The sequence below is a fragment of the Stutzerimonas sp. KH-1 genome (assembly GCF_054483855.1).
In genome coordinates, this window is the sequence record NZ_CM137011.1 from 1,655,422 (window position 1) to 1,677,911 (window position 22,490).

A 22,490-nucleotide genomic window follows, 5' to 3' on the forward strand; every position below is an offset into this window, starting at 1 on the left:
GCGCGCCCCCGGCTCAGGCGTCGTGCTGATGCAGGGTGACCCGATTGCGTCCGGCCGCCTTGGATGCATAAAGTGCCGAATCCGCCCATTCGATCAGCTGGGCATGGCTGCTGGTAGGCTCGCTGAGATCAGCTACCCCGAGGCTGATGGTGAAACGAATACGGTGCTGCTCGTGCTGCACCTCATGGCTCTCAACGGCATGCCGGAGGCGCTCGGCGAAGGTCATGGCGCCCTGCTTGTCGGTGTCCGGTAATAGCACGACGAACTCCTCGCCGCCGTACCGCCCCGCTACGTCCGAATCCCGCAGATTCTCGCGGATCAGATCGGCAACCTGCTGGATGACCGCGTCGCCGACCTGGTGACCGTAGGTATCGTTGATCGCCTTGAAGTGATCGATATCGAACATCACCAGCGCGGCCTGACTCTCGTAACGGCGATGACGTGCATAGTCCAGCTGCAGCATCTCCTCCCAATGGCCGCGGTTGTACAAACCGGTCAGCCGATCGGTGCTCGACAGGCGCTGCAGCTCAGCGTTGGCCGCCTGCAGTTGGCGCCGGTTCACCGCAACGTCGGTCACGTCGTAGATGATCAGGCAGACCTGGGCGATGCTGCCGTCAATGCCCTTGAGCGGCAGCAGCGTGGTGTTCTGGTACATGAAATCTTCCAGCCCGGTAATCGGCTGGTAGTTCTTGAAACGCAGGAGATACGGCCGCTGCTCCCAGATGGTGAACGAGGGCGTACCCAGGGTCATGACGCCCTCCACCTTGCGGCGAAACCAATCCTCGTCGACTTCGGGAAAGAGAGAGAAAAAAGAGCGATTGCGCGCCTTTGCCGGCGGCAGGCCAGAGCGATTCTCCATGAACGTGTTCCAGACCTCGACACGGAAGTCGCGGTCCAGAACCACCACACCCACGTCGATGCTCTGGACGATGGCCAGCAACCAGTGAAGCTCAGTCAACTCGGTGGTATCGCTCATGCTCAATCCATCAGGTGGGCGAGCTTGCGGGTCAGCAGCTCGACCGAATCTTCCGTGAACAACAGCAGCAGGTCAAAGTGGATGTCATGCCCTTCCAGGCTATAGCTGATCTCGACCGCCAAGGTCTTTTTCCATCTCGCGCTGTTGAGGCGTATCAGCTCCTCGATCGACGCATGCTGCCCGAGCACCTGCGGATGCCCCTGGGAAAACACGACCTCGATCTGCTCGGCGATGCCGCTCAGGCACGCGCTGATCAGCAGGCTCGACAGATCCAGGAGCATCTCCATCTCCAGGTAATCCTGCCGGCGCATCAGGCGCGCCATGTCCGCGACCTCCGAATCGTGGAACAGTAGCAACGCCTCTCCGGCGATCCCCCCACCGATGTAACCCTGACAAACCGCGGTCAACTGGTCACCGCGCGCAGCATCGGCCAGCGCCATGTGCAGTTCGCCGACCTCGAGAATGTTGACGTTGGGAATCGGGAGCTGAATGAAGACGCCCAGAACACGCGCAAGCAGGGCCGCGGCACGACCCATGGCGATGTTGACGACCTCGCGGAAGGTGTCGCGGAAACCGATCCGCTCACCCTCCTCTCGACCGATCAGCGTCGAAAGATCGTCCAGCAGGCCAAGGCTGGCGAGCGTCTGCTGCAGGTGCACGGGGTCCGCAGGCTTCTTGATGAAGGCCAGCGCGCCGAGCGCCAGCACCCGACGTACGGCTTCATCCTGGATATCGGCCGAAATCACGATGGTTTTGCACGGCAGTTTTTCTTCGCGCAGCTGCGCAAGGACCTGATAACCGTCCAGCTCGGGCATTGTGAGGTCGAGCAGCAGCACGTCGATGTCGCCCTGCCGGACCCTTTCCAGGGCTTCGATACCGGTTGCCGCTTGGCTGACGACCACCGGCCAGCCTGCAGGCAGCGCTTGCAGCAGCTGCTTGCGGGCCAGGCTGGAGTCATCGCAGATCAGCAGTGAAATGGCAGACATGGTACGAGCTCTCGTTGCCCGATCGACCGAAGCGCCAGAGCTTATCGCAGGAAAGACGCGCTGTGTGCGTCAGGGTGGCAAAATAATGGCATTTTGCCTTTAATCCGCTGAACGGCCCGGCGGACCTGCTCCACCGGGGCCCAAGATCAGTAGTACGCGTTCTCGCGATTGGTATGGTCGGTGACGTCGCGGACCCCCTTGAGCTCTGGAATCCGAGCCAGCAACGTCTTCTCGATTCCTTCCTTCAATGTCACGTCGGCCTGACCACAGCCCTGACAGCCGCCACCGAACTGCAATACGGCGATGCCTTCGTCGACCACATCGATGAGGGTCACCTGCCCTCCGTGACTGGCCAGGCCAGGGTTGATCTCGGTCTGCAGGTAGTAATTGATGCGCTCGTTCAGCGGACTGTCGTCATTGACCATAGGCACCTTGGCATTCGGCGCCTTGATGGTCAGCTGGCCACCCATCCGGTCAGTGGCATAGTCGACCAGTGCATCTTCGAGGAACGGCTCGCTGGTGCCATCGATCCAGGCGGTAAAGCTCTTCAAAGCCATGGCGACGTCATCGGGCTTCTCCTCACCCGGCTTGCAGTACGCGATGCAGGTCTCGGCGTATGGTGTGCCGGGCTGGGTGATGAAGATGCGAATGCCAATGCCGGTGGTGTTCTGCTTTTCGAGCAGGTCGGCCAGATAATCGTGTGCAGCTTCGGTAATGGTGATCGCGCTCATGGGAACTCCTCGCAGACATGCGCCGCAGTGTACGCCAAACCACTGCCACGGTTAAGTCCTAGTATTTTAGTCGGACTATCGGATTTCAAGTTCCACGTTCCGTGGATCGCCCTGAAACGCCTGCTAGAGGTTTTCATAACGGTTCATATCTAGAACGCCGGCCTCTACCGGCTCGGTCTCCTCGAGATAGCGCGTCAGATCGTTGAAGTAGTGCCAGAACTGCGGATGGCTGCGGCGGATGCCCCAGCGCTCGACCAGCCGCTCGAGATCGGCGCCCGCCCTCACCTGCTCCATCGCCGCAACGAAGGTCGGGACGTCCGCTGCCCGCAGGTTGAAGATGAAGTTCGGGTAGCTGCTGAGGATGCCCGGATAGACTGTCAGGGTGTCCAGGCGCGACTGCCAGCGCAGCGACTCGCCAAACATGAACGCCACGTTGCTGTGAGCCCGGTTGCGCAGCAGGCTGTAGATTTCCCGACGGTCCCCGGGGTACTCGACCCGCACCAGGGTCGCCTCGGGCAGATGCAGGATGGCAGGCATACCGGCCGCCATCCGGTTGGTCAGCCGGCTGAGCGCCTGTTCGACACGCTGCAGCTCGGCCGGCTGGTCGTCGCGATAGCAGTGCGTGCCCTGGCAGCGGTTGATCGGGTCGGGAGCGGCGTTGATACCCGCGTGCCGCGCCAGCAGCTGCCGGGCGAACGCGCGCTTGGGATCGCCACTGTCCAGCGCAAGCTGTGTGGGTGTCGCGCGGTCGACCGATGTGTAGGCCAGCAGCAGCTTGAGCTGACCGCTTTTCTCGTACCAATCATCCAGGATGGCCTGACGCGACGCAGGCGGCAGCAGCCGCAGGAAGTTGAGCTCGGCGCCGTTACGGATCAGGTCGAAATACAGCCGCGTCTGGCCCTGGTGGGATACGTTGCCAAACACGTCGAAGTTGACCACCAGCTGGTAGTAGGTGCGTTCGAGCAACGGATAGTCCATCCACCACAGCGTTTGTGGAATCTCGCCGATCAGCCCCTTGCGCACCGAGGCGCTGTCATGCTGGCGGAACACGCTGAGCAAGGCGTTCTCGTTACCTGCCCAGATCTGCGGCCAATCGGCCGGTGCGTTGGCGTAAGCCTTGGTGCGCAGCTGCTCGTACTGGTTGCGCTTCACGCGGTAGGTCTTCCAGAACGCCAGCAGATCGCCCATCTCGTCGAATTGACCCGGCATGGCTAGCAGCGGTGTGGCCTGCTCACGAAAGCGACGGTCGGTGATATAGAGGTCATGCTGCGGGTCCTGAAAAAAGACCCAGAAGTTGTCGCGAATCACGTCCGTGGCGATCTGCCCACGGCAGACCGGCCCGCGAATGAAGGTGCGCACGAAATACTCGGCGTTATCCAGCATGAACTGGTAACGCGCCTCGGCAGGAATCGCCTGGAAGGTCTTGAACGGATTGGCCCGGTGATTCGCGCCATAACCGGGTAGCGATTCGACGGTCCAGTCGTCTGCGAAGAACAGCGATCTGACCCGCGCCAGCTTCGTCGCACTCAAGGGATAGGTGATATGCGTCTTGTGCACGATCACATCGCTGATGGGGCGCAAGCGGTAGCTGAAGCGGGTACCCGGATCGTCGTTCGGCCGCCGCGTGGCAATGGGATCGATTGGCTCACCGCTGGGTGTACGCGAGCGTACCAGCTGATAGAAATGCCCGCGCTCGCCATCTTCGAAATACAGGTGGGCAATGAAGAGGTGCTCATACAGCCAGCGTCCGACCAGCGTGCCGCGCGGGCCGGGCGTGTTCAGCAGGCGCTCCCATTCTTCGATCTGCAGTGCTTCCGCCGGCGACGGTTGCAGCTGCCGATGCTCGACCGGAGCGCCCTGCTCCAGCCACCGCTGCAGCGTCGCGTATTCCTGATCGCTGAGGCCGGTCACAGCGAAAGGCATGCCACCGTGCAGGTTCTTGCGTGCATAGCCATCGAACTCTTCGGGCAGCGGGCAGGTGTTCTCCCGGCCGATGCCGATGCTCAGCTCGGCGGGCAGCTTGGCATTGGGCGTCAGTGGCTGGCTGTGGCCAAGTTCCAGCATGCGCGCCATCAGCGCAGCCTGGGTGTCCTGGGCATCGAGCACCCCATGAAACCCCTTGCGCCGCCAGGCGTCTGTTTCCTCGGCGTCGAGAAACAGGCGGGTCGGCGCCTGCGCCTTGGAACGCACACCGTTGTAGACCGGCAGTTTGTTCGCACCACGCTCGGCACCCTCGCCGCTGCCCAGATTGAGCTGGCACGGCGAGTCATAGCAGGCATGGCAGGCCACGCACTTGGCGGTGAAGATCGGTTGGATATCGCGCTGATAGGAGAGGACTTCGGCCTGTGCAGCGCTGCCGATGAGCAGGAACAGACAGCCGAGCCAGAAACGGTGGGACATGAAACGAACGCCTGAAAGTGACCCTGCATTCTATGCGTGCACGACAAACGTCGCTTGCCTGCCCAACCTGAATAATCTTCATGCAAATGCGCGACAGCTAAAAAAGCATGCAGCTTTGCTATCATTCGCGCTCTTTTCGTTCCCGCTTTTCAGGTAGTTCCCATGTCCGCTCGCAACGCCCGACTTCAGGCCCTCCAGCACGCGCTCAGCCAGCGCATCCTGATTCTCGACGGTGGTATGGGGACCATGATCCAGAGCTACAAGCTGGAGGAGTCCGACTACCGGGGCGAGCGATTCGCCGATTGGCCGAGCGACGTGAAGGGCAATAACGACCTGTTGCTGCTCTCCCGCCCCGACGTCATCCAGGCCATCGAGAAGGCCTATCTCGATGCCGGCGCCGACATTCTGGAAACCAACACCTTCAATGCTACCCGGGTCTCCCAAGCCGACTACGGCATGGAAGAACTGGTCTACGAGCTGAACGTGGAAGGTGCGCGCCTGGCTCGGGAAGTGGCCGATGCCAAGACCGCCGAGACGCCGGATCGCCCGCGTTTCGTCGCCGGCGTGCTCGGCCCGACCAGCCGCACCTGCTCCATCTCGCCGGACGTCAACAACCCCGGCTACCGCAACGTCACCTTCGACCTGCTGGTGGAGAACTACACCGAAGCCACCCGTGGCCTGATCGAGGGCGGCGCCGACCTGATTCTGATCGAAACGATCTTCGACACGCTGAACGCCAAGGCGGCGATCTTCGCTGTCCAGCAGGTATTCGAGGAAGATGGCGTCGAGCTGCCGATCATGATCTCTGGCACCATCACCGACGCCTCCGGCCGCACGCTGTCAGGCCAGACCACCGAGGCGTTCTGGAACTCGGTGCGCCATGCCAAGCCGATCTCCGTAGGCCTGAACTGCGCCCTGGGCGCCAAGGACCTGCGCCCTTATCTGGAAGAGCTGGCCAACAAGGCCGACACCCACGTGTCCGCCCACCCCAACGCCGGCCTGCCCAATGCCTTCGGCGAGTACGACGAAACGCCGGCAGAAATGGCCGCGGTGGTCGAGGAGTTCGCCGCCAGCGGTTTCCTCAACATCATCGGCGGCTGCTGCGGCACCACGCCGGCGCATATCCAGGCGATTGCCGAGGCGGTGGCCAAGTACCCCCCGCGCGTGATCCCGGACATTCCAAAGGCCTGCCGCCTGTCCGGCCTGGAGCCCTTCACCATCGATCGCAGCTCGCTGTTCGTCAACGTTGGCGAGCGCACCAACATCACCGGTTCGGCCAAATTCGCCCGCCTGATCCGCGAGGAGAACTACACCGAAGCGCTGGAAGTGGCCCTGCAGCAGGTGGAAGCCGGCGCCCAGGTGATCGACATCAACATGGATGAGGGCATGCTGGATTCGAAGGCGGCCATGGTCACCTTCCTCAACCTGATCGCCGGCGAGCCGGACATTTCCCGCGTGCCGATCATGATCGACTCCTCCAAGTGGGAAGTGATCGAGGCGGGCCTCAAGTGCATCCAGGGCAAGGGCATCGTCAACTCCATCTCCATGAAGGAAGGTGTCGAGCAGTTCAAGCACCACGCCCACCTGTGCAAGCGCTACGGCGCCGCGGTGGTGGTGATGGCCTTCGACGAAGCCGGCCAGGCCGATACCGCTGCACGCAAGCGCGAAATCTGCCAGCGCAGCTACGACATTCTGGTCAACGAGGTGGGCTTCCCGCCGGAAGACATCATCTTCGACCCGAACATTTTCGCCATCGCCACCGGCATCGAAGAGCACAACAACTACGCGGTCGACTTCATCGAGGCTTGCGCCTACATACGCGACCACCTGCCCTACGCGCTGACCTCGGGCGGCGTGTCCAACGTGTCGTTCTCCTTCCGCGGCAACAACCCGGTGCGCGAAGCGATCCACTCGGTGTTCCTGTTCCATGCGATCAAGGCGGGCCTGACCATGGGCATCGTCAACGCCGGCCAATTGGAGATCTACGACGAGATCCCGAAGGAGCTGCGCGACGCGGTCGAGGACGTGGTGCTCAACCGCAGCGCCGGCGGCACCGAGGCGCTGCTGGAGATCGCCGACAAGTACAAGGGCGATGGCTCGGTCAAGGAAGCCGAGACCGAGGAATGGCGCAATCTGCCGGTGGACAAGCGCCTCGAGCACGCGCTGGTCAAGGGCATCACTGCCTTCATCGTCGAGGACACCGAGGAGTGCCGCCAGCAGTGCGCACGCCCCATCGAGGTGATCGAAGGCCCGCTGATGGCCGGTATGAACGTGGTGGGCGATCTGTTCGGCGCCGGCAAGATGTTCCTGCCCCAGGTGGTCAAGTCTGCCCGCGTGATGAAGCAGGCCGTGGCCCACCTGATCCCGTTCATCGAGGCGGAAAAGGGCGACAAGCCGGAAGCCAAGGGCAAGATCCTCATGGCGACCGTCAAGGGCGACGTGCACGACATCGGCAAGAACATCGTCGGCGTGGTGCTGGGCTGCAACGGCTACGACGTGGTGGACATGGGCGTGATGGTGCCGGCGGAAAAGATCCTGCAGACCGCCATCGCCGAGAAGTGCGACATCATCGGCCTTTCCGGGCTGATCACCCCGTCGCTGGACGAAATGGTTCATGTGGCCAAGGAAATGCAGCGCCAGGGCTTCAGCCTGCCGCTGATGATCGGCGGCGCCACCACCTCCAAGGCGCACACCGCGGTGAAGATCGACCCGCAGTACAGCAACGATGCAGTGGTCTATGTCACCGATGCCTCGCGTGCAGTCGGCGTGGCCACCACCCTGCTGTCCAAGGAACTCAAGCCGGCGTTCGTCGACAAGACCCGCGAGGAGTACGCCATGATCCGCGAGCGCACCGCCAACCGCAGTGCGCGCACCGAACGCCTGAGCTACCTAGATGCCATCGCCAACAAGCCGCCGTTCGACTGGAGCAGCTACGCCCCTGTCAAACCGAGCTTCACCGGCCGCCAGGTGCTGGAAGACATCGATCTGCGCACCCTGGTCGACTACATCGACTGGACGCCTTTCTTCATCGCCTGGGACCTGGCCGGCAAGTACCCACGCATCCTCGAGGACGAGGTGGTTGGCGAAGCGGCCACCTCGCTGTTCAACGATGCCCAGGCCATGCTGAAAAAGCTGGTCGACGAGAAGCTGATCCGCGCACGTGCGGTGTTCGGCTTCTGGCCAGCCAACCAGGTCCAGGACGATGACCTGGAAGTGTACGGTGACAACGGCGAGAAGCTGGCCACCCTGCACCACCTGCGCCAGCAGACCATCAAGCCGGACGCCAAGCCGAACCTGTCGCTGGCCGACTTCGTGGCACCGAAGAGCACCGGCATCACCGACTACGTGGGCGGTTTCATCTGCACCGCTGGCATCGGTGCCGAGGAACTGGCCAAGGCCTATCAGGACAAGGGCGACGACTACAACTCGATCATGGTCAAGGCATTGGCCGACCGCCTCGCCGAGGCCTGTGCCGAATGGCTGCACGAGCAGGTGCGCAAGCACTACTGGGGCTATGCGCCTGACGAGCGGCTGAGTAACGAGGAACTGATCCGCGAGCAGTACAAGGGCATCCGCCCTGCCCCCGGCTACCCGGCCTGCCCGGACCACACCGAGAAGGGCACGCTGTTCCAGCTGCTGGATGCCGACGGCATCAGCCAGGTCACGCTTACCGAGCACTACGCCATGCTGCCCACCGCGGCGGTAAGCGGCTGGTACTTCGCCCATCCCGAGGCGCAGTATTTCGCCGTCGGCAAGATCGACAAGGATCAGGTGGAAAGCTACAGCCAGCGCAAGGGCCAGGAATTGGCCATCAGTGAGCGCTGGCTGATGCCGAACCTGGGCTACGACAACTGATCTCGACGCGGGCGTTTCCCGACGCCTGCGTTCGATCCACGGAGCAAGTGCACCATGTCATCGGAAACACCCTGGCTGATCGACGAACTCGAAAATGCTGACATGCTAATCATCGACGGCCTGCACGCGTGGCAGTTCGCGCTCGACGAAGCCGTGCTGGATCAGGCCGACGCAGCCGCCGAAGCCAACCAGCCGTTCGCCAGCGAGGCCACCTTGCTGACCATCGACCTGGTGGACGGCCGGACCCGCCGCCAGTGGCAGTTCAGCTACAACCAGATCATGGAGGCGCAGCGCGACGCCGACGATGAAAGCTGGCTGCTGGAAGGCCCGCACCGCCTGCAATGCCTCAGCGCCATTGGCGGCGAGGACGAGGACGAGTAGTCCACTGCACCTCAGCCGCACCCCGTTGAGGCGCCCCCATCGGGCGCCCTCCATCCAGGCACGCCAGAAAGGCGCCCCCAGCTAGGCGCCCCCATCCGTCAACGGCTGCGGACGGCTGCGCGGGTGCCCACCTCGTCAATCGCCGGTTCACGCGATACCGCCCCTTCGGTCAGCGGTCGCTCGATATACCGGTAGCTGAGCCCGGCGACGATCAGCGAGACCGCCACGCAGAGCGCAACGCGCGGTAGCACCGGCTGATCGTCCAGCCAGTGCATGCACAGCAGCCAGCCCGGGATATGGCAGAGGTACAGCGAGAAGGAAACCTGGCCTATGGCTTCCAGCGGGCGCGAGAGCGCGCCGAAGATGGCTTCGCCGGAACAGGCCGCGAGCATGAAAGGAACGGCCAGCACCAGCGTCGTCGCCGCCCAGCGGAACGACGCGAACGGCTCCAGCGCGATGGCCAGCACGCTGGCCGCCAGCACCGCCAGGCCCATCACCAGCACCTTGCTCACAGGAGACATCGCCTCGATGTCCCGTTCGACCAGCCGAAACGATTCCAGGGACGACAGTTTCCACAGCAACAGGCCGAGGAACAGGCCGTTGGCGCGGAACAGCCACTCGGGCGCAAACGGATTGGCAAAACTGAACCACAGCACGATGCCGATCACCGCCGGCCAGAACGCCCTGCCCAGCAGGAGCAGCAGCGGGAAAAGCAGGTAGAACTGTACTTCCAAGGCGATCGACCAGAAGTAGCCGAAATCCGTCTCGTGCAGCGCGTTGAACACATTGGCGAGAAAGAACGCCGCGCTCGCGGTCACGCCCAGCAGGGTGTCCAGCGAATAGCTGGGTGCGCCGCGTGGCGGCTCGAGCGCGGCGAACAGCAATACCACCGCGGACCAGAACCAGGTCGGCAGCAGCACGCGGCGAATGCGTTTCTTGTAGAACCCGTACACCGCCGCCGCGTCGAATTGCCTGTGCTTGCGCAGGAAGGTTGCACCCATCAGGAAGCCGGATATCAGGAAGAACAGGTCGACTCCGACACCCGGCAGGAAGCGTTGCAGCACCCCATCCCACCAGACAGCCTCGGCACCTATCAGCATGACCGAGCCGTGGGCCAGCAGCACCAGCACGATTGCCAGGCCACGAAGAAATTGAATGTTGCGATTCTTGCCGTGCCGCGCTCCGGCATCACTCATAAGCCATCCGTTGTTCGCCAGCCGCCGCGACTACCAGCCATTGCCTGGGTCATTCAGGATCGATTCCATCGCCTCGCGGCCTCGTTCGACATCAGGCCAGCCTCCCGCTGCGCCTTTGCATTGTCCAAGACAGGTCGATGTCGGGGTCGTTCAATCTCGCCTGCCGCGATCCGGACGAGGCCCGGCTCCGTTATGATCGCGCCCCTCGTTCTTCGCCACCGGTCACCGCCATGTCGCTTCTCGAACTGATCGCCTCGCTGCTGGGCGTTATCGCCGTCTGGCTGACCGTGCGGCAGAATCCCTGGTGCTGGCCCATCGGACTGAGCATGGTGTCGCTGTATGCGTGGTTTTTCTTCGATGCCAGGCTGTACTCCCAGGTGCTGTTGCACAGCGTCTTCGCGGCGATGCAGCTGTATGGCTGGTGGGCCTGGACCCGCGGCGCCGATGGGCACGGCCGGCGCGTGAGCCTGGCCAGCGGGCCGGAAGTGCTGGTCGGCATCGGCATGGCAGTGCTAGGCAGCCTGCTGCTCGGCGGCGTAATGGCTCGCTTCACCGAGGCGGCGTTTCCCTGGATCGATGCCAGCCTGACCGCCTTCAGCCTGCTCGCGCAGCTGTGGATGGCGCTCAAGCGCCTGCAGTGCTGGCCGCTGTGGATCGTGATCGATGCGTTGTTCGTCGGCTTTTTCAGCTATCAGGGCTACTGGTTGACGGCCGGGCTCTACGCGCTGTTCACAGCGCTGGCGGTGATGGGGCTGCGTGAATGGCGTGCGACCCTGGTGGCCGCCCGATGAAGGTCGTCGTGCTCACCGGACCGGAATCCACCGGCAAGAGCTGGCTGGCCGATCGCTTGCGACGCCGCTTTGGCGGCCTCGTGGTCGACGAGTACGTGCGTCACTACATCGAGCGGACGCAACGCGACACGACGCTGGCCGACATCCCGGCCATTGCCCGCCACCAACTGGCCCGGGAAGACGCCGCACGGGCCGCCGCACCGCATCTGCTGATCCTCGACACCCATCTGCTGAGCAACATGCTCTGGAGCCGCACGCTGTTCGGCGACTGCCCCGATTGGCTGGAAGCCGAACTGCAGGCGCGCGAATACCACCAGCACCTGTTGCTCTCGCCCATAGGCGCCGAGTGGCATGCGGACGGCCAGCGCTGCCAGCCGGATCTAGACGACAGGCAGCGCTTCTGTGAGCAATGCCGTGACTGGCTTCGGCAGCATCGGCAGCCGTTCGTTGAAATCGCTGGCGACTGGGCCGAGCGCGAACGTCAGGCAATTGCCTGGACACGAGCGCTGCTGGATGGCTGACCGCCTCAGCGGCTTGGCTGCCCGTCCCGGCGCAGCAGCAGGCCGATGGCGAGGATGACCAGCAGGCTGCCCGGCAGCCAGTGCCAACCCATGCGCGCGGGCTGATCGAAGAACAGCAACTGCATCGAGACGAAGGGCACCAGGTAGCTGTAGGCCGTTACCGCCCCGGGGGTCAGTGCGCTGGTGGCGCGCTGCTGCAGGAAGAAGGTCATCGCGCTGGAGAACACGCCCAGGTAGGTCACCAGCAGCAGGTCCAGCAGATTCATGTGCAGCAGCGCCGCCGGGCGCTCCCATATCGCCCCCATCAGGCCGATCAGCACAGCGCCCGCCACCAGGCTCCAGAAAGTGCGCAGGCCCGCCTGGGTCGGCAACGATCCGTTGGCCAGCCCCCATTTGCTGAGCACCGGATAGAGCGCCGAGGCGACGCAGCCGAAGAAGAAACCCAGCTCGCCGAAGCCCAGCTGCATCCCGGAGAAGTCGCCGCCATTCTCGGCCCAGGCCAGCCCCAGCGCCCCGCTCGCCCCGAGCGCGAGAATGGCGAGCAGCCTGCCCGCGCGCTGTTCGACGCCCAGTCCCCGGCCGAGGCAGTACGCCAGCAGCGGCACGCTGACGAACAGAGTCGCCATGGACAGTGCACTGACCCGATGCGCCGCCCAGAACATGGTGCCGAAGAAGCCCGCCAGGCAGAGCCCCATGGCCGCATAGAGCAACAGGGTTCGCCAGCCCGGGCGCCCGTCGCTCTGGCGCCACGCCAGCGGCGCGAGTACCAGCGCGGCGATACCGAAGCGCATCGCCGTCAGCAGCAGCGGGGGCAGCCCGTCACTGAGCAGCCCAACCGCGGGAAAGGAAAGCCCGACGAACAGCGCCCAGAGCAGCATGCCGAGATGGGCCTGGGTGACACGCTTGCGCTCATGGCCGCGCGTCGTCGCGCCTGCGCGCGGATCATCTCGACTGATGGTGGGCGCATGGCTGGGCTCTTGATAGCGACGACTCAAATCTTCGCTCCGGCGGGATGGGTTCGGGCTGGCGCGGCGCCTACGAACGCGACGCCGACCGTCGAATGACCTTGATGGAATAGGTGAGGTTCGGTTTGCGCGTCACGCTGATCGGCCGCCGAGTAACGGTGTCCAGTGTAATGTTCCAGAAACCCGAGCTTGGCGCGGCAATCCTCGCCGGAAAGCGGTCGAACGCACCGCCGTGGTAAGTGTGCCGGCCGCCATTCTTGAAGCTGCGAAAGTTCGCGTCGTTCATCAGACGTATATTGCAGGTCTGCGAACACTGGATAACGACGATGTCACCTTCTTCAAGGTGCTCGCGCTGGTGTATGAACTTCATCGACTGCTCCGACACGGTTTGCGGCAAAGCGCAGAACGATAGCATGCATACCGCTGAAACCGGCCTGCCGACGATCCCGGTCCGCGAAAGGCATGAAGCCCAAGTGGCTGACCCAGGACATCCTGCTTGGCGTGACCATCGACATGTGGACGGGCGACATCGGCGCTCGTATCGGTATCGCCCTGGGCCTGATGCGCCGAGGTTGACCGCGCTCGCCGCGAGCGGGTTGTCCTACGGACCGGGTTGTGTATGCTCTGCCGACCTGTCCGAAAGTCTCCTTCCTGCCATGTACAGCACGTCACGTCCCTGCTCTGTCAGCCTGCCCGCAGGAAGTCGGCTGCTGTTTCTCTTCGATACCGGATTGCTGGCCGTGTGGTGATGGCGCCCAGTCGCGCCTTTTCCTGCACATCCATTTCCTGCTTATCGAGGTCCGCCGCCCATGTTCGCGGTTCGTAACACCGTTCAGATTGATGCCCCCATCGTGCGCAACGCGACCCGTTGCGGTTTCTTCATGGCCGGGTTCGGCCTTTCCGTCTGGGCGCCGCTGGTGCCTTACGTCCGTGAACGCATCGAGATGACCGATGCGGTGTTCGGTCTGTTGCTGCTTTGCATCGGGATCGGCTCGCTGACCTGGATGCCCATTTCCGGCGTCCTGGTGGCCCGCTGGGGCATTCGCCCGGTGCAGCTGTGCAGTGTCGCGCTGCTGGCCCTGGCGCTGGCCGGCATGGCGCTGTCCGATTCGATCGGGTGGCTGGGCCTGGCGCTGTTCTGTTTCGGCGGCAGCCTGGGCGTCATCGACGTCATCATGAACATTCAGGCGGTGCTGGTGGAAACCGCTATCGGCCGCCGGCTGATGTCCAATTTTCACGGCATGTACAGCCTCGGCGCCATCAGTGGTGCGCTGGTGCTGACCGGCCTGCTGAGCCTGGGTCTGGCACCGGAGGTCGGTAGCTTCATGATGATCGGCGTGATCGTGGCGGCGAACCTGGCCCTTGCGCGCGGCTACCTGCCGAATCGCGCGCCCGGTGGTGGCCTCGCCTTCGTCCGCCCGACCGGGCTGGTGATGCTGGTCGGCCTGATGTGCTTCGTCGTCTACCTCGCCGAAGGCGCCGTGCTGGACTGGAGCGCGCTCTATCTGACCGGCGAGAAAGGCCTGGAAGTCGCCAGAGGCGGGCTCGGCTATGCGGCCTTCGCGCTGATGGTCACCATCGCCCGTTTCGCTGGCGCTCCGCTGGTGAACAGCCTAGGCGCGGCGCGGGTCATCGCCTTCGGCGGCATGCTGGCGGCATTCGGCATCGGTCTGAGCCTGACCGCCGAGCACTGGGCGCTGGCATTGGTCGGCTATGGGCTGTGCGGCCTGGGGTGCGCCAACGTTTCGCCCGTGCTGATTTCCTCGTTGAGCCGGCAGGACGGCATGCCGGTACAGCTGGCCGTCACCGTCGCCACTACCATCGGCTTTGCCGGCGTGCTCGCCGGCCCGGCGATGATGGGCATGGTCGCCCATTTCAGCTCGCTGGGCATGGCCTTCGCACTGCTCGCCGTCCTGCTGCTCGGTATCGTGCCGTTCTGCCGTCGCTTCGCGGCGTGAGCCCGGCTAGAATGCGCGCCCTATGCGCATCCCCGACTTCCAGCAACGCCTCGCCGACATCGGCGCCAAGCCCCGTCATATCGGGCGGATGACCCGCGCCTGGCTCAAGGGCCTGCCGCTCGATGTCGGGCGGCGCCAGCAGCAGGCCGAGGACTTCCTGCCGCTGAGCGTGCGCGAAGGTCTGCCGGCGCTGAGCCTGGAAATCGATGCACTGGCCCGCCTGCGCTCCGAGCACCCGGCCGCCGATGGTTCGGCAAGACTGCTGGTGGAGCTTGGCGATGGGCAGATGGTGGAAAGCGTGCTGCTGCCGCGCGACGGGCTGTGCGTGTCCAGCCAAGTCGGCTGCGCGGTGGGCTGCGTGTTCTGCATGACCGGCAAGAGCGGCCTGCTGCGCCAGCTGGGCAGTGCCGAAATCGTTGCTCAGGTCGCCCTCGCCCGCCGCTTCCGCCCGGTGAAGAAGGTGGTGTTCATGGGCATGGGCGAGCCGGCGCACAACCTAGACAACGTACTCGAGGCGATCGACCTGCTCGGTACGGAGGGCGGCATCGGTCACAAGAACCTGGTGTTTTCCACCGTCGGAGACTTGCGCGTGTTCGAGCGCCTGCCACAGCAACGGGTCAAGCCGGCCCTGGCGCTATCGCTGCACAGTACCGACGGTGCCTTGCGCCAGGCGCTGCTGCCGCGCGCACCGCAGATCGCCCCGGAGGAACTGGTCGAGCTTGGCGAGACCTACGCCCGCGCGACAGGCTTCCCGATCCAGTATCAGTGGACGCTGCTCAAGGGCATCAACGACAACCAGGAGGAGATGGACGGTATCCTGCGCCTGCTCAAGGGCAAGTATGCGGTGATGAACCTGATCCCCTACAACAGCCTGGAAGACGACGCGTACCAGCGGCCTGAGGGTGAGCGCATCGTGCAGATCGTGCGCTATCTGCACAGCCGCGGCGTGCTGACCAAGGTGCGCAATTCGGCCGGCCAGGATATCGATGGCGGCTGCGGCCAGCTGCGCGCCCGCGCCGAGCAAGTGCTCGGACGCAGGCGGCCGCGCTGATCGGGCCTGAACCCACCTCGCCAACGGCTGTCGGAGCGCTGTAGCAGACGCCGTTTCGGTGTTCATCTCAGCAAGGAAAGCGCAACACCGCATGCATACCCTGGAACAACTCGAACGTGGCGAACTGGCCGGCATCAGCCGCCTTGATCTTTCCGCCGGCCTTGACGCCTTTCCCGACGCGATCTTCGGCCTCGCCGATACGCTGGAAGTGCTGAACCTCTCGGGCAACCAGCTCGACAGCCTGCCAACCGACTTATCCCGGCTGCGCAAGCTGCGCATCCTGTTCTGCTCGGACAACCCGTTCACCGAGGTGCCGGAGTGTCTCGGCGATTGCCCGCAGCTGGAAATGGTCGGCTTCAAGGCCAATCGTATTCGTCATCTGCCTGCCGATTCCTTGCCGCCGGCTCTGCGCTGGCTGATCCTTACCGATAACCAGCTGGAAAGCCTGCCCGACGAGATCGGCAACTGCCGAAGGCTGCAGAAGCTGATGCTCGCCGGCAACCGGCTGACCAGCCTGCCGCCGTCCCTGGCCGAATGCACCCACCTGGAGTTGTTGCGCATCGCCGCCAACCGCCTGCAGCTGCTGCCAGACTGGCTGCTGACACTGCCGCGCCTGAGCTGGCTGGCCTTCGCCGGCAACCCCTTCAGCGACGCCAACGAGGCCGCGAGCCTTGCACGCCACTCGCTGCCGGCAATTGCTCGGGCGCAAGTCATGCTGCATGAACAGCTCGGCCAGGGAGCCTCCGGCGTCATTCACGGAGCGCAATGGCAGGTGCCCGGCCAGGCGCCGCGACCCATGGCGGCGAAGCTGTTCAAGGGACACGTCACCAGCGACGGCCTGCCACATAGCGAAATGGCCGCGTGCGTGGCGGCTGGCCGTCACGCCAACCTGATCGACGTCGCCGGCCCACTTGCCGACCACGCAGAGCTGACGCCCGGCCTGCTGATGGATCTCGTCGACCCTGGCTTCCAGCCCCTGGCCGGGCCACCCTCGCTGGCCAGCTGCACGCGCGACAGCTACGGTGCCGAGCAGCGTTTCAGCCTCGAACAGGTCCTGAGCATCGCCAGCGGCGTCGCGTCCGCCGTTGCTCACCTGCACCGCCGCGGCATCCTGCATGGCGACCTCTATGCCCACAACCTGCTGGTCGATCCGAGTGGCGCCTGCCTGCTCAGCGATTTCGGCGCGGCCTCCTTCTTCGAGCCCGACAGCGCAGCCGGACAGCACCTCAAGCGCATCGAAGCCCGCGCTTTCGGTTGCCTGCTGGAAGAATTGCTGCAACGCTGCCCGGACACCGATCCACGTCAGCATGTCCTGCTGGATCTGCAACGACACTGCCTGAACGACGACATCGAGCAGCGACCGGACTTCGACCGTCTGCATAGCCTTCTCGCCGCGCTCTGATGCGCATTACCGGAGCGACTACACCGCCATGACCTCACCCGAAGCGGACGAGCCGCGCTCGCCCTACCCCAAGCCCTACGCCGACACTCCGCTGGACCAGGACCCCTTCGTTCGTGGACTCAAGCAGCGGCTGCCCGAGCACCTGCGTGATTCGTTCAATGAGGAGCAGCTGGCGGCGTTGCGCGGTGTGTTCGGCGCACGCTCCTGGGTCAGGCACCGGGTCGACCTGCGCGGCACGGTGCGGTTGTGGCGCAATCACTACTATTTCGCGATCGTCGCGGGGCGCAACAAGCGCAACCTGACCCGCCCGCAGCAGAACCTGTCGCTGATCGCCAAGGCTGCGCTGGCGACCCTCTTCCTGCTGTTTTCCGCCCTGGTCGGGCTGGTAATCCTCTACCTGCTCAAATCCGCGCTGGGCATCAATCTGTTCCCCGATTTTTCCCTCGGACTCTGGGACTGGTTCAAGGAGAGCCTCTGACCCCCTGCGTCTTGTAGCTGGCCAGGAAGACGCTACGCTGAATGACGCGCGGAGAGTGGATCGGGGTTGATCGGAATCAAACCTCAATCTGCCCGCCGGTAGAACACTAAATGCGCTCTGACCTTCCCGAGCTTCTACAGGAGTTTGTGAAATGAACGACGCTTCGAACAAACCTGCAGTCAGTACGGATGAAAAAAAGGTGCCGACGGCACCGCAAGACCCATGGCGCCCCTTCGACACCCTGCGGCGACAGGTCGACCGGCTTTTCGATGAGTTCGATCGCCCCTGGCATCTGCCCTTCAGCCGCCATGGCCTTGAAACCACGCCCCTCTGGCAGGGCGGTCCCAGCCGGATGCCAGCAGTGGACGTAGTCGAGAAGGAAAACTCGTTCGAGATCACCGCCGAGCTGCCCGGCCTGGACGAAAAGGACGTCGAGGTGAAGCTGGTCGGCAACAGCCTGGTCATCAAGGGAGAGAAGCGCCAGGAACACAAGGAGGACAAGGACGGCTATCACCTGTCCGAGCGCTCCTACGGCAGTTTCCAGCGCAGTTTCGCCCTGCCGGACGGGGTTGACCGCGAGAAGATCAATGCCAAGTTCGGCAAGGGTGTATTGCGCGTTTCACTGCCCAAGCAACCCGGCACCAGCGACGCTGCGAAAACCATCTCAGTCAAGGCCGAATAATCACCAAAAGGGCCGGCTGCCAGTTCTGTCGGCCCTGTTCTATTCGCTGACCCCGCGCGGTCAGCGATCCTCATCGGTATTTGCTTACGCTCCGCCAACCTCGAATCGCTCGACTAGACTTCGGAAAACTCTGAACCGAGGCAGCCATGAACGATGAGCAGGAAAAGAACCTGACACTGCGGCAAATGCTCGGCAGCGTGCTGGCTGCGGCATTAGGCGTGCAGAGTGGCAAGAATCGGGCAAGAGACTTCCGCCACGGCAAGCCGAGTCATTTCATCATCCTAGGCGTCGGGTTCACCGTACTGTTCGTACTGATCGTCCTGGGCGTGGTGAAGCTCGTGCTTTACCTCGCGGGCCTGTAGGCCACGGCTACTGGTGACTGACCCAGAATATCGCCGTACCCACGGCGAGCATGATCAAGGCAAATATGGCCGCGGCGTCCACTACACTGTCGCGCTGGTCATTTCTCACGTGACTTCTCCTCTAACAGCTTCGATCGGCAGCCTCTCTTCTCGCAGTTAAGACCAGGGATCGGGGTTGCTCAAGGTGCGTCGACCGTAAGTTCATTTCGCTTGGTTTAGTTCTAAACATATTCCCAAACATCACTTTTGCGCATAACAACTAGCTGGTATCGTGCCGCCCTCCCTAAATGGGTGCGCGGCCGTGCGCGCGAAAGCTGTTGCAGCCTGAAAACAGGACATTTATGTACGTTTACGATCAGTACGACCAACACATCATCGAGGATCGGGTCCGGCAGTTCCGCGACCAGACCCGCCGCTTCCTGGCTGGCGAACTCGCTGATGAGGAGTTCCGCCCCCTGCGCCTGCAGAACGGCCTGTACATCCAGCGCTATGCGCCGATGCTGCGCATCGCCGTGCCGTACGGTCTACTTTCCTCGACGCAGGTGCGCAAGCTGGCCGAGATCGCCCGTCGCTACGACAAGGGTTATGCCCATATCAGCACCCGGACCAACGTGCAGTTCAATTGGCCTGAACTGGAAGACGTACCCGAGATCCTCGCCGAGCTGGCCACGGTGCAGATGCACGCCATCCAGACCAGCGGCAACTGCATCCGCAACACCACCACCGACCAGTTCGCTGGCGTGGCCCGCGACGAACTGATCGACCCGCGTCCCTGGTGCGAAATCATCCGTCAGTGGTCCACCTTCCATCCCGAATTCGCCTTCCTGCCGCGCAAGTTCAAGATCGCCGTCAACGGCGCCGTGAGCGATCGCGCCGCGATCGAAGTGCACGATATTGGACTGGAAGCAGTAAAGAACGACGCAGGCGAGCTGGGCTTCCGCGTTTCGGTCGGTGGTGGCCTCGGTCGCACTCCGATCGTCGGCAGCTTCATCAACGAATTCCTGCCGTGGCAGCACCTGCTGAGCTACCTCGATGCGATCCTGCGGGTCTACAACCGATACGGCCGCCGCGACAACAAGTTCAAGGCGCGCATCAAGATCCTGGTCAAGGCGCTGACGCCAGAAGTATTCGCCGAGCGCGTCAACGCCGAGTGGGCGCACTTGAAAGACGGCCCGACGACGCTGACCGAAGCTGAAGTTCAGCGTGTCAGCAAGTTCTTCGTCGATCCGCAGTACAAGGCTCTGCAGGATCAGGACGCCGCGCTCGCCCAGCTGGACGCCGAACATCCCGGTTTCGGCCGCTGGCGCCAGCGCAACGTGGTGGCGCACAAGAAGCCCGGCTACGCCGCCGTGACGCTGTCGCTCAAGAGTACCGGCGTGGCCCCTGGCGACGTCACTGACAAGCAGCTCGACGCCATCGCCGATCTGGCCGATCGCTACAGCTTTGGCGAGGTGCGCAACTCCCACGAGCAGAACATGATCCTGGCCGACGTCGAACAGGCCAGGCTGTTCGAGCTGTGGCACGAATTGCGCGAACTGGGCCTGGCCACGCCAAACATCGGTCTGCTGACAGACATCATCTGCTGCCCGGGCGGCGATTTCTGCTCCCTGGCCAACGCCAAGTCGATTCCGATCGCCGAAGCCATCCAGCGGCGCTTCGACAACCTCGATTACCTGTTCGATCTGGGCAACATCGACCTGAACATCTCCGGTTGCATGAACGCCTGTGGCCATCACCATATCGGCCACATCGGCATCCTCGGCGTGGACAAGAAAGGCGCCGAGTTCTACCAGGTCTCGCTGGGCGGCAGCTCCGGCCGCGACGCCAGCCTCGGCCAGATCCTCGGCCCATCCTTCGCCCAGGATGCGATGCCCGACGTGATCGAGAAGATCATCACCGTCTACGTGGAGCAGCGTACCGAAGATGAGCAGTTCATCGATACTTTCCGCCGCATCGGCATTGATCCCTTCAAGGAGCGCGTCTATGCAGCGAATCATTAAGAACGACCAGCTGGTCGACGAAACCTGGCACCTGCTCCCCAAGGAGCAGACCCTGGACGACCTGTGCAACAGCGACGATCTGATCGTGCCGCTGCATCTGTGGCTCGATCATGCGCATGCGCTCAAAGCCCGTGACGGTGGCCTGGGTGTGTGGCTCGATGCCCATGAGCAGGTGGAAGATATCGCTGACGACCTGCAGTACTTCCAGGTCATCGCGCTGAACTTCCCGAGCTTTACCGATGGCCGTCACTACTCCAGCGCGCGCCTGCTGCGTGAGCGCTACGGTTACAAGGGTGAGATCCGCGCCATCGGCGATGTGCTGCGCGACCAGCTGTTCTACATGCGCCGCTGTGGCTTCGACGCTTTCGCCATCCGCGCCGATCGCGATCCCGTCGATGCCCTGGAAGGTCTCAAGGACTTCTCGGTGACCTATCAGGCCGCAGCCGACGACGAGCGCCCGCTGTTCCGTCGCCGTCAGATCTGACGGCAACGCCAGCAAGTGAAAAGCCCGCCTATTGGCGGGCTTTTCGTTGGCGTCACTGGTACATCCAGAAATTCGGATGTTCGACCGGTACCGGTACCGGCACTGCAGCGGTCTTTTTTCCGGAAGCGATCTGTTTGATCTTTTCGGCCAGCTTCTTCATGAACGATTTCCTCGATTGCGGTCTGGAGTGGCGATAGATTCGACCAAACACAGCGCCCGAGGAAATTCATTGCCACTATCGTACCGATTGACCAGGCGAGGCTTCGTTACCCCTCAATCCAGACGCACCAGCACACGCCCAACCTGACCGCCCGCCAGGATGCGCTCGATGGCCTCCGGCAGTTGCTCCAGATTGATCTCATGGGCCAGCTCATCGAGATTGGCCAGCTTCCATTGCAACGACAGCTTGTCCCACATGGAGGCCTTGACCACCAGCGGAATCTCCACCGAATCCACGCCCAGCAAGTTCACGCCGCGAAGGATGAACGGCAGCACACTGGCCTGGAAATGCGTGCCCGCAGTGAGGCCGCAGCAGGCCGCACTGGCGCCGCGCTGCAGCGACTTGACCACGTTGAACAGGATGTCGCCGCCCACGGTATCCACCGCCCCGCCCCACTGCTCCTTCAGCAAGGCTTTCTCCACGCCGGCCTGCAGCGCAGCACGCTCGACGATCTGCGTGGCCCCGAGGCGAGTCAGGAAATCGGCCTGGTCGGCCTTGCCGGTCACGGCAGCCACCTTGTAGCCGAGGCTGGCCAGCAACGCCACCGCAATGCTGCCGACACCGCCGGTCGCACCGGTCACCAGCACCGGCGCGTCTCCCGGCTCTAGACCAGCCTGTTCCAGCTTGTCGATACAGAGTGCGGCCGTCAGGCCGGCTGTGCCGAGTATCATCGCGTCACGTAGTGACAGTCCCTGCGGACGCTTGATGACCCAGGCGGCCGGAACCCGGATGTACTGACCGAAGCCGCCGGCGGTATTCATGCCCAGGTCATAGCCGGTGACGATCACTTCATCGCCTTCGGCGAACTCGGCCACGCTGGACGAGGCCACGACACCGGCGGCATCGATCCCCGGAGTATGCGGATAAGCCCGGGTCACGCCACGATTGCCACTGGCCGACAGCGCATCCTTAAAATTCAGCGAGGAATAACGCACCCGGATGAGCACCTCACCGGCGGGCAGGTCTTCGGTGGTTCGCTCGACGACCTTCGACTCGAAACGGCCACCTTCGGTCTCGCTGACTTGTAGTGCCTTGAAGCTGCTCATCGCGG

At 63.4% G+C, this 22,490-nt stretch carries 20 protein-coding genes; 12 read left to right on the plus strand and 8 right to left on the minus strand.

What is annotated here, in order from left to right:
* Nucleotides 1-13: 13 nt before the first annotated feature.
* The 4 genes from ACX1DW_RS07870 to ACX1DW_RS07885 form a co-directional block, all read right to left on the minus strand.
* Complete coding sequence (locus ACX1DW_RS07870; RefSeq protein ID WP_133457232.1) at nucleotides 14-976, minus strand: sensor domain-containing diguanylate cyclase; 963 nt, start codon at nucleotides 974-976, stop codon at nucleotides 14-16.
* A gap of 2 nt (nucleotides 977-978) precedes the next feature.
* On the minus strand, nucleotides 979-1,962 hold the full coding sequence (locus ACX1DW_RS07875) for a response regulator (RefSeq protein WP_063540597.1): 984 nt from the start codon (nucleotides 1,960-1,962) through the stop codon (nucleotides 979-981).
* Between the two features lie 146 nt (nucleotides 1,963-2,108).
* Nucleotides 2,109-2,693, minus strand: coding sequence for a Fe-S biogenesis protein NfuA (gene nfuA, locus ACX1DW_RS07880; protein ID WP_133457233.1), 585 nt, complete (start codon nucleotides 2,691-2,693; stop codon nucleotides 2,109-2,111).
* A gap of 123 nt (nucleotides 2,694-2,816) precedes the next feature.
* On the minus strand, nucleotides 2,817-5,093 hold the full coding sequence (locus ACX1DW_RS07885) for a fatty acid cis/trans isomerase (RefSeq protein WP_458993153.1): 2,277 nt from the start codon (nucleotides 5,091-5,093) through the stop codon (nucleotides 2,817-2,819).
* Between the two features lie 162 nt (nucleotides 5,094-5,255).
* Here ACX1DW_RS07885 and metH point away from each other — a divergent pair, with 162 nt between their 5' ends.
* Both metH and ACX1DW_RS07895 read left to right on the plus strand, forming a co-directional pair.
* Nucleotides 5,256-8,948 (plus strand): methionine synthase, encoded by a 3,693-nt coding sequence (gene metH, locus ACX1DW_RS07890; RefSeq protein ID WP_458993154.1) that lies wholly within the window; start codon nucleotides 5,256-5,258, stop codon nucleotides 8,946-8,948.
* Between the two features lie 54 nt (nucleotides 8,949-9,002).
* Complete coding sequence (locus tag ACX1DW_RS07895) at nucleotides 9,003-9,329, plus strand: DUF5629 family protein (RefSeq protein WP_011913350.1); 327 nt, start codon at nucleotides 9,003-9,005, stop codon at nucleotides 9,327-9,329.
* 98 nt (nucleotides 9,330-9,427) lie between these two features.
* Here ACX1DW_RS07895 and ACX1DW_RS07900 read toward each other — a convergent pair whose 3' ends face one another.
* A complete protein-coding gene (locus ACX1DW_RS07900; RefSeq protein WP_458993155.1) occupies nucleotides 9,428-10,525 on the minus strand; it encodes an acyltransferase family protein in 1,098 nt (365 codons plus the stop codon).
* Between the two features lie 230 nt (nucleotides 10,526-10,755).
* Here ACX1DW_RS07900 and pnuC point away from each other — a divergent pair, with 230 nt between their 5' ends.
* Together pnuC and ACX1DW_RS07910 are read left to right on the plus strand one after the other, a co-directional pair.
* Complete coding sequence (gene pnuC / locus ACX1DW_RS07905) at nucleotides 10,756-11,316, plus strand: nicotinamide riboside transporter PnuC (RefSeq protein ID WP_458993156.1); 561 nt, start codon at nucleotides 10,756-10,758, stop codon at nucleotides 11,314-11,316.
* The gene (locus ACX1DW_RS07910; RefSeq protein ID WP_458993157.1) at nucleotides 11,313-11,837 is read left to right on the plus strand and encodes an AAA family ATPase; all 525 of its coding nucleotides are present in this window, start codon (nucleotides 11,313-11,315) and stop codon (nucleotides 11,835-11,837) included. The genes pnuC and ACX1DW_RS07910 overlap by 4 nt, the downstream gene beginning before the upstream one ends.
* Before the next feature lie 5 nt (nucleotides 11,838-11,842).
* Here the strand turns inward: ACX1DW_RS07910 and ACX1DW_RS07915 are convergent, their stop codons facing one another.
* Nucleotides 11,843-12,832, minus strand: coding sequence for a DMT family transporter (locus ACX1DW_RS07915; protein WP_208216118.1), 990 nt, complete (start codon nucleotides 12,830-12,832; stop codon nucleotides 11,843-11,845).
* A gap of 40 nt (nucleotides 12,833-12,872) precedes the next feature.
* Nucleotides 12,873-13,217 (minus strand): DUF1883 domain-containing protein, encoded by a 345-nt coding sequence (locus tag ACX1DW_RS07920; RefSeq protein ID WP_458993158.1) that lies wholly within the window; start codon nucleotides 13,215-13,217, stop codon nucleotides 12,873-12,875.
* 394 nt (nucleotides 13,218-13,611) lie between these two features.
* Here ACX1DW_RS07920 and ACX1DW_RS07925 point away from each other — a divergent pair, with 394 nt between their 5' ends.
* The 8 genes from ACX1DW_RS07925 (at nucleotide 13,612) to ACX1DW_RS07960 (ending at nucleotide 21,219) form a co-directional block, all read left to right on the plus strand.
* On the plus strand, nucleotides 13,612-14,760 hold the full coding sequence (locus ACX1DW_RS07925) for an MFS transporter (protein WP_458993159.1): 1,149 nt from the start codon (nucleotides 13,612-13,614) through the stop codon (nucleotides 14,758-14,760).
* Nucleotides 14,761-14,782: 22 nt separating this feature from the next.
* Nucleotides 14,783-15,811: an RNA methyltransferase gene (locus ACX1DW_RS07930; RefSeq protein WP_013982889.1), complete on the plus strand. Its 1,029-nt coding sequence runs from the start codon at nucleotides 14,783-14,785 to the stop codon at nucleotides 15,809-15,811.
* Nucleotides 15,812-15,902: 91 nt separating this feature from the next.
* A complete protein-coding gene (locus ACX1DW_RS07935) occupies nucleotides 15,903-17,213 on the plus strand; it encodes a leucine-rich repeat-containing protein kinase family protein (protein WP_458993160.1) in 1,311 nt (436 codons plus the stop codon).
* Nucleotides 17,214-17,241: 28 nt separating this feature from the next.
* On the plus strand, nucleotides 17,242-17,691 hold the full coding sequence (locus tag ACX1DW_RS07940) for a hypothetical protein (RefSeq protein WP_011913359.1): 450 nt from the start codon (nucleotides 17,242-17,244) through the stop codon (nucleotides 17,689-17,691).
* A gap of 151 nt (nucleotides 17,692-17,842) precedes the next feature.
* On the plus strand, nucleotides 17,843-18,373 hold the full coding sequence (locus ACX1DW_RS07945; RefSeq protein ID WP_458993161.1) for an Hsp20/alpha crystallin family protein: 531 nt from the start codon (nucleotides 17,843-17,845) through the stop codon (nucleotides 18,371-18,373).
* A gap of 146 nt (nucleotides 18,374-18,519) precedes the next feature.
* On the plus strand, nucleotides 18,520-18,735 hold the full coding sequence (locus tag ACX1DW_RS07950) for a DUF2970 domain-containing protein (protein ID WP_063540609.1): 216 nt from the start codon (nucleotides 18,520-18,522) through the stop codon (nucleotides 18,733-18,735).
* 341 nt (nucleotides 18,736-19,076) lie between these two features.
* The gene (locus tag ACX1DW_RS07955; protein ID WP_048329101.1) at nucleotides 19,077-20,735 is read left to right on the plus strand and encodes a nitrite/sulfite reductase; all 1,659 of its coding nucleotides are present in this window, start codon (nucleotides 19,077-19,079) and stop codon (nucleotides 20,733-20,735) included.
* Nucleotides 20,719-21,219: a DUF934 domain-containing protein gene (locus tag ACX1DW_RS07960; RefSeq protein WP_063540611.1), complete on the plus strand. Its 501-nt coding sequence runs from the start codon at nucleotides 20,719-20,721 to the stop codon at nucleotides 21,217-21,219. Before ACX1DW_RS07955 ends, ACX1DW_RS07960 begins: the two co-directional genes overlap by 17 nt.
* Before the next feature lie 273 nt (nucleotides 21,220-21,492).
* On the opposite strand, the gene ACX1DW_RS07965 is transcribed toward ACX1DW_RS07960, so the two are convergent.
* Nucleotides 21,493-22,485 carry a YhdH/YhfP family quinone oxidoreductase gene (locus tag ACX1DW_RS07965; RefSeq protein ID WP_458993162.1) on the minus strand — a complete coding sequence of 331 codons (993 nt, stop codon included), beginning with the start codon at nucleotides 22,483-22,485 and terminating at the stop codon, nucleotides 21,493-21,495.
* Nucleotides 22,486-22,490: the final 5 nt, after the last annotated feature.

What these genes read in the sequence shown, in the direction of transcription:
- ACX1DW_RS07870 (WP_133457232.1), bottom strand. Translation starts at nt 976, where the DNA reads ATGAGCGATACCACCGAGTTGACTGAGCTTCACTGGTTGCTGGCCATC.
- ACX1DW_RS07875 (WP_063540597.1), bottom strand. Translation starts at nt 1,962, where the DNA reads ATGTCTGCCATTTCACTGCTGATCTGCGATGACTCCAGCCTGGCCCGC.
- nfuA (WP_133457233.1), bottom strand. Translation starts at nt 2,693, where the DNA reads ATGAGCGCGATCACCATTACCGAAGCTGCACACGATTATCTGGCCGAC.
- ACX1DW_RS07885 (WP_458993153.1), bottom strand. Translation starts at nt 5,093, where the DNA reads ATGTCCCACCGTTTCTGGCTCGGCTGTCTGTTCCTGCTCATCGGCAGC.
- metH (WP_458993154.1), top strand. Translation starts at nt 5,256, where the DNA reads ATGTCCGCTCGCAACGCCCGACTTCAGGCCCTCCAGCACGCGCTCAGC.
- ACX1DW_RS07895 (WP_011913350.1), top strand. Translation starts at nt 9,003, where the DNA reads ATGTCATCGGAAACACCCTGGCTGATCGACGAACTCGAAAATGCTGAC.
- ACX1DW_RS07900 (WP_458993155.1), bottom strand. Translation starts at nt 10,525, where the DNA reads ATGAGTGATGCCGGAGCGCGGCACGGCAAGAATCGCAACATTCAATTT.
- pnuC (WP_458993156.1), top strand. Translation starts at nt 10,756, where the DNA reads ATGTCGCTTCTCGAACTGATCGCCTCGCTGCTGGGCGTTATCGCCGTC.
- ACX1DW_RS07910 (WP_458993157.1), top strand. Translation starts at nt 11,313, where the DNA reads ATGAAGGTCGTCGTGCTCACCGGACCGGAATCCACCGGCAAGAGCTGG.
- ACX1DW_RS07920 (WP_458993158.1), bottom strand. Translation starts at nt 13,217, where the DNA reads ATGCTATCGTTCTGCGCTTTGCCGCAAACCGTGTCGGAGCAGTCGATG.
- ACX1DW_RS07925 (WP_458993159.1), top strand. Translation starts at nt 13,612, where the DNA reads ATGTTCGCGGTTCGTAACACCGTTCAGATTGATGCCCCCATCGTGCGC.
- ACX1DW_RS07930 (WP_013982889.1), top strand. Translation starts at nt 14,783, where the DNA reads ATGCGCATCCCCGACTTCCAGCAACGCCTCGCCGACATCGGCGCCAAG.
- ACX1DW_RS07935 (WP_458993160.1), top strand. Translation starts at nt 15,903, where the DNA reads ATGCATACCCTGGAACAACTCGAACGTGGCGAACTGGCCGGCATCAGC.
- ACX1DW_RS07940 (WP_011913359.1), top strand. Translation starts at nt 17,242, where the DNA reads ATGACCTCACCCGAAGCGGACGAGCCGCGCTCGCCCTACCCCAAGCCC.
- ACX1DW_RS07945 (WP_458993161.1), top strand. Translation starts at nt 17,843, where the DNA reads ATGAACGACGCTTCGAACAAACCTGCAGTCAGTACGGATGAAAAAAAG.
- ACX1DW_RS07950 (WP_063540609.1), top strand. Translation starts at nt 18,520, where the DNA reads ATGAACGATGAGCAGGAAAAGAACCTGACACTGCGGCAAATGCTCGGC.
- ACX1DW_RS07955 (WP_048329101.1), top strand. Translation starts at nt 19,077, where the DNA reads ATGTACGTTTACGATCAGTACGACCAACACATCATCGAGGATCGGGTC.
- ACX1DW_RS07960 (WP_063540611.1), top strand. Translation starts at nt 20,719, where the DNA reads ATGCAGCGAATCATTAAGAACGACCAGCTGGTCGACGAAACCTGGCAC.
- ACX1DW_RS07965 (WP_458993162.1), bottom strand. Translation starts at nt 22,485, where the DNA reads ATGAGCAGCTTCAAGGCACTACAAGTCAGCGAGACCGAAGGTGGCCGT.